Here is a 6,206-nt window from a genome sequence, read left to right as displayed (position 1 = left end):
GTACACCGCACTTGTGGGAGCTTGCTCGCGAAGAGGCCAGTGCAGTCGCTGAATGTCTTCTGGCCGTTACTCCGTCTGCCGATAAGGCAGCGCGCTGCGCGCATCCTCGGCATAGGCCATTACGCCGACTCGCTCCTGCTCCAGGAACTCGCTGACCGCGTCTTTCAGGCCTGGGTGCATCAGGTAATGCCACGAACGGGTGATCTGCGGTTCGAAGCCGCGGATCAGTTTGTGTTCGCCCTGCGCGCCAGCGTCGAAGCGTTGCAGGCCGTGGGCGATGGCGTAGTCCATACCCTGATAGAAACAGGTTTCGAAATGCAGCCGGTCAAACTCGGCCAGGCAGCCCCAGTAGCGCCCATAGAAACTGTCGTCGCCAATAAGGCTGAAAGCCATCGCCACAGGCCGTGAGCCCTGCAGCGCGATGACCACACGGATCGATTCGGGCATGCGCTCGGCCAGCAGGCTGAAGAACTCACGCGTCAGGTAAGGCGCCTGCCCGCGCACCTCGTAGGTATTGGAGTAGCACGCATACACGAAGTCCCACAGCACTTCGCTCATCTGCGCGCCTTCGAGCCATTCAAACTCGATGCCCTGCCCGGCCACCTGCTCACGCTCCTTGCGCATCTGTTTGCGCTTGCGCGAACTCAATGCGTCGAGGAAATCCTGGAAATCGCGGTAGCCGCGATTCTGCCAATGAAACTGGCAGCCGATACGTTGCAGCCAGCCAGGCTGGGTTTCAAGCAAGGCATCGGCCGCCGGATCGGTGAAGTTCACGTGCGCGCTCGACAGTCCCTCACGTTGCAGGTACGCCGGCAGCTCGCCGAGCAACTCGATGCCGCCCTGAGGCGTCGCGGACAGAATCCGCGAACCGCCGACCGGGCTGAAAGGCACGGCGACCAACAGCTTGGGGTAGTAGGCGATGCCAGCACGACGGCAGGCGTCTGCCCAGGCGTGATCGAACACGTACTCGCCATACGAATGCCACTTTCGGTAGGCCGGCAACGCCGCCACCAACTGATCGTTTTCGTAGTGCAGCACGTGCTCGGCACGCCAGCCTGATCGTGGTCCGAGACTGCCGCTGTCCTCCAGCGAGCTGAGAAACGCATGCCGCAGGAATGGCTGATTGCCAGGCACCAGCGCATCCCACTGGGCAGGCGCGACGGTGCCGAGGCTGTCGATTACGTGAACAGGCATGCAGGTTCCCCGATAGGCAGACAGGGTGAAGAATATCCCTTATTGAGTCGTCATGTTCATCGCCTCCGCAATCTGCCTGGAAAGAATGATCGCGAATTGGTTGATCGCCTGCTCACGCTCACGGGAGATCACGCCAATCTGCTCGAGGTACTGCTGATCGGATTGCTGGTCAGGCGGCAACTCATCCAAGGCCACCAGGCGCTGATTGAAAGGCTGCTTGATCGGCTCGAACTCCGGGGCGTAACGAATTTCCAGATAACTCATCCAGAACTCCCGGGCAATCATCGACTGGAAAAACTCAGGGGTGGCTTCGCGATCGATGATTTCGTTGTACGCCGCCTGCAAATCCGCTTCGCTCACCTTGGCAATAGCGCGGAACCACATGGTTCGCGGCTGGCCCGGCAGTTCAAGCCGCGCTTGCAAACCGACGCGGTAGGCCAGGCGTACTTCGACCTCATCGACCCTTTCGCCGCTCGCCTGACGAAACGCGATATCGCGCAGGGCAATTTTCTCCACCTGGTCCAGACGGTCCAGACTGCGGGTCATCCTGAACAGCTTGCGTGGCTGCGCGGCCGCCGGCGTGGATGACATGATCGAGAACAGCTGGACGCGCACTTCCATGTCGCCAAACACCAATGCCAGTCCATCGCCACACGTCTGCGGGTGCGCAGCAACATCGAAGAGCTGGGCACGCAGCTCGGCGTTGACCGACGCCGATTCGATCATCGACCAGACTCGCGCAATCAGCTCATCGCGGCTACTTGAGAAGTCGGCAGAGTGCGTCAGATCGTTCAGCATCTGAAAAAAATCCGCGGACCCGACACAGGCGCGCAGGTCTTGCCACAGCCTGATGCGGGTATTCACCTGCTCACGATTCAGGCCTGCAAGCCACGGCGCACTGTCAGGTCCGGCCTCAACCGGATTGACACTCTGGCTGACACCCCATCGCGGTCGCAGCCTGCCCTCGCGAAACAGCCTGATGCGTTCCAACGTGGGCGAATTCAACGGATTGCCGTTCAGATGCAGGTGCAGGCGCGAGGAACTGAGGGAGCGCTCGATGTTATCGAGCTCATCAATGGATATTTCCGAGATGCGATTGTCACGCACATCAATACGAATCAGCTCGGACCGCAGCCAGTTCCACGCCGGCAATGCGCTAATGCCGGTACCGCGCAGAAACAACAGGCGCAGCGAGTTCAGTGCAGTGATGGGGACGTCCGAGCCGAGCGAGCAAAAATTGAGGTCCAGAATTTCCAGCCGGTTCAGGTTCTGCAACGCGACGTTGGCGGACTCTGTCCAGATCAGCGGATTGTGGCTGATGGACAGCTCTGCAAGCTGAGGCATTTGCCCTATCGAGGTCGGCAAGGATCGCAGGTCATTGAAGTCCAGGCTCAGCGAACGCAGCCTATTGAAGTTTTTCAGCAATGCATTCGCTTGTGAATCGGTAAGCTGCATGGCGCGGACTTTCAGCACCGCCACATGATCGAAGTTGGCCGTGATATCCGGTAGCTCTCCGATACGCAGGTTATCCAGATCGAGCGCATACCCTAAAAAATCACCCTGAAAATTTCGGCACTGAAAGCTCAAGCGTTTCCAGCAGTCGTGAATGCGCGTCGCGGCGACCTCCCTCGGCCTGCGCAACGAAGAAAAGGGCGTTTCCGCAACCCAGGTGTCCAGGGTAACCTGAAGCGTTCGCAATTCATCGGCGAGGCCGCTCAGTCTTTGCCGGACGAAAGTCGACAACTCCCGCGCCGGCCCGGTGTGTTCGGCGCGTAACGCGCTCAGGAAGCCGGACACTTCTGCATCGGAAAAACCCGGGTACAGACTTCTTACCGCAAGTTCCGGCGAGTGCCTGGACGCGCCAATGCCCAGACGACGAAAGAAACCTCGCAACCGTCCGCTCAGCGGGTAGCCGATACGACCATGGGGCAAGCGTTGCGGCCATTTGATACCCGGCTTGATCGGCTGCAACTGCAAAAGGGCAGCCATGCGCTCACGTCGTTCCATTGCCGTATTGCGCAACAGACTGCGCAGTTGCTGCTCATCCGCGCCATCAGGCAGCTGAATGTCGAGCCGAACCTGTTCGGGAAGCGCCAGCAGCAACGCCCTGAAAAACTGCTGATCGATTTCACCGAGCGACTCACCTGACGGGTCGAAGCACTGAACACCCGCCTCGGTGCTGACCAGCAGCCGGTGCGCTGCGGCCTGATCGCTGTCGAGACTGGCGATTTCGTCGCCCTCCAGCGAATCCTTCAGCAGATCGATCGAAACATCACCCCGCCAGCCTGGCACGTACTGCAGCATGCCCAGCCCCGCCGCCTGCGTGTCCAGATTATCGGTTACCGCCCGATAGAAGCCTTCGTTGGCGCGGTTTATCCGCAGTTGCTGCTGGTACTCGCGGGCATGCTCGGCAAGGGTCAGAGGAATGCGTTCTTCCGTGGTCATCCGCGCTTTGTCAGCGTCGCTGGCCATGCCGATGAGTTCGAGCACCACGCTGCTCGGCAAGCTACCGAAGTCGCGCTGTATCAGCTGAACATGCGGGTCATCGCTGCGATCCTTGAGCGCCTGCACGTCATCCAGCAGGCGCCCCACGTGCGTCTGGGCGTAATCGGCCAGATAGCGCTTGAAGCCGCGCAGTTGAACGGCCTTGTCGGCACTGTCGCTCCCGGTCAGACGAGTGACTTCATCGGCGGGCAGACTTTCCAGCAACTGGCCGAGCACTTGACTGAGGTGCCCGGTCGGCCCTGTGACATGGGACGACAGCGTCATCTGCGATCCCGCGTTCCAGGATTCCAGCAGCGCCCCTTGGGCGTCGATGAGTAACAGGCCGCGAGGCTCATGCCAGCGCGGTGACGACACCAGCAGCTTCAGCCACGGCTCAAGATGAGAAACGTGGACCTCAGACACGTCGACGGCCTGAAGAGCGTCGATGCAGACGTGCAGCTGCCGTTCTGTTTCAACGCGCTGAATCGCGTCCTTCAGCAGGGCCGGAGGCTGGAGGTTCTCGACATGTATCTGGCGCAGCAAGGCCTCATGAGTGCCGGTAATGCGCAGGACTTTCTGAATGTCCTCTTCCGGGAGCGCATGACACGTCGGGTTCAGGCGCTTGAACGCCGTTACCTCGTCCCAACCCATCGGGTTTTCCCATTCATGGCGCCAGGCGCCGGCACCGTTGTGCTTGAGCTTCGGCGCGTACGAACGCTCATTCAGTGGATGTCTGATTTGCCATTGGGTGCCGGCGGCATCGGACTCGACGCGATACAGTTTGCCGTCCAGTGGCAGCCAGGTCTTGCCATCGTGCTCATAAAGCCCAAGGGCGTTGCTGCTCAGGTTGTCAGGCAACGACACCGCATGCGCATAGGCATCGATGCTCGGCTTGCCGAGACGTACGGCCCCGTCGACACGCCGTTGCACCAGGCTTTCGATGAACATCGAGGGTTGCAACCCGCTCACCGCACCCACGACGCCGCCTACCACCAGCATCTGTGCAACGTTTTCGCCGATGTTGTAGACATGTTGCATGGCGTCTTCGACTTCATCGTGCTTCCAGTCTTCGTAAGCAACGAACGCTTCGCTGGCGAGTTGATAGAGGGCGACCACGGACATGATTTCACCCAGCACCGGCACAAAGAACCCGGCCACGTTGAGCAGGTTCATGCCATTGTTTTCAAGGCTTTCGATCAGGGCATCGTGAGCCTGCTGGTCCACCTGAGCGGAAGGCACCGCGATAGCCTTTGAGTCGTCATAGGTTTTGGCCAGCAAATGGTCGTACAGCAGCTCGAATGGCGGTTTCGAGAATGGCTGTGCCTGCACGACCAGATCGGCGTCGGGGTCCAGCTTGCGATCCCCGGCCGGATACAGCCGCGCGTCCAGCTTGGCAAAAAATGCCGGAGCCTGGCTGAGGCTGACGAAACGGCTGAAGTAGCGTCGATAGTGTTCGCCGCCCAACGCCGTCACCAGCCAGGCGTTGAAGGCCCGCAACGATGCGAACTGCTTGATCGGATGCGAGGGCTCGGAAGGCAGGTAGACCAGACAAGGACCGTCATCGGGCCTGGCGCCATCTTGCTGTATGAGCAAAGCACCCCGTAACAGCGAGCCGGGGAACGTATAGGTGTCGAGCATGTGCAACTGGCAATAACGCACGCCCTTGCCATCCCATCGCGGCTGGTCAACGGACTTCACCATGTCCAGCAGGGTCTGGTACGCCGCTTCCGTGATATCGCCTTTCATCACGGCGATATGCGCAAGCACCTCGACGGCAGCCCGCTCGCTGTCCATGAATGCGCTGGCAACCGCTTGCGCAGCCGGGCCTGGCGGCTTGAACACGCTGTCCAGATGGGTCTGATACTGACGGCCCAGATCCAGCTCATGGCAAAAATCAGCGAACTGCTCGAGATCGATCGCCTGACGGTCGCGGTATTCCACCTTGTAGCGGCGCTGGGCGCTGTCGATCAGCCAGTAGCGCAGGCCACCTGTACGCAGGATTGCCGAGTAGGGATCGAAGCGGCTTCTGTTGCTCGGAGCGAAGTTCTGCAAGGCCGCCTGGAGCAAGGTCTGCTCGAGCGGGGCCGGGTTCCAGGTGCTGTCGTAGCGCCAGGTCATCAGTTGAAAGCCTTCAACGTCGAGGTCAAGCTGGAAACGTTCGACAAAGGCTTTCGACAGCAAGGGCGCTGCAAACTGCTGCGCCGATAACAGCCGGTTGCGCACCGGCTCCAGCGCCTGCGCGTAACGGCGCGCGCCTTGCTGGCTGGCATGCAGCGCCTGGCGCAGTGCCGTGGGCGCAGCCACATACCAGTCTGGCAGGTTGAGCCTGATGAACTCGGTGTTGGCGTGCTCCGCTTCGAACGGCGCAGAGTCCTGCGATGGAGGCGTTACAGAGGCGTGTGCAACGGACGATTCTAGTGTTTCAAAGGGGTTGTATCTGAGGGTGAACATGGTCGATACCGCTAATGGCTTTGTGAATAGCCAATACGATAAAGACCCAACGGCCTGCACATGACATAACGGGATAT

General features: G+C 60.2%; 2 protein-coding genes. Both read right to left on the bottom strand.

The features are described 5' to 3' along the window. Positions 1-66: 66 nt before the first annotated feature. The gene (locus GE543_RS26455; RefSeq protein WP_046235735.1) at positions 67-1,194 is read right to left on the bottom strand and encodes a GNAT family N-acetyltransferase; all 1,128 of its coding nucleotides are present in this window, start codon (positions 1,192-1,194) and stop codon (positions 67-69) included. A 39-nt stretch (positions 1,195-1,233) separates the two neighbouring features. Further along, the gene (locus GE543_RS26450; RefSeq protein ID WP_153222723.1) at positions 1,234-6,129 is read right to left on the bottom strand and encodes an NEL-type E3 ubiquitin ligase domain-containing protein; all 4,896 of its coding nucleotides are present in this window, start codon (positions 6,127-6,129) and stop codon (positions 1,234-1,236) included. Positions 6,130-6,206: the final 77 nt, after the last annotated feature.

It is taken from the genome of Pseudomonas sp. SZ57 (assembly GCF_009495975.1).
Classification (GTDB): domain Bacteria; phylum Pseudomonadota; class Gammaproteobacteria; order Pseudomonadales; family Pseudomonadaceae; genus Aquipseudomonas; species Aquipseudomonas syringae.
Note: the sequence above shows the minus strand (reverse complement) of the source record. Positions and strands in the feature narration are given on the sequence as shown.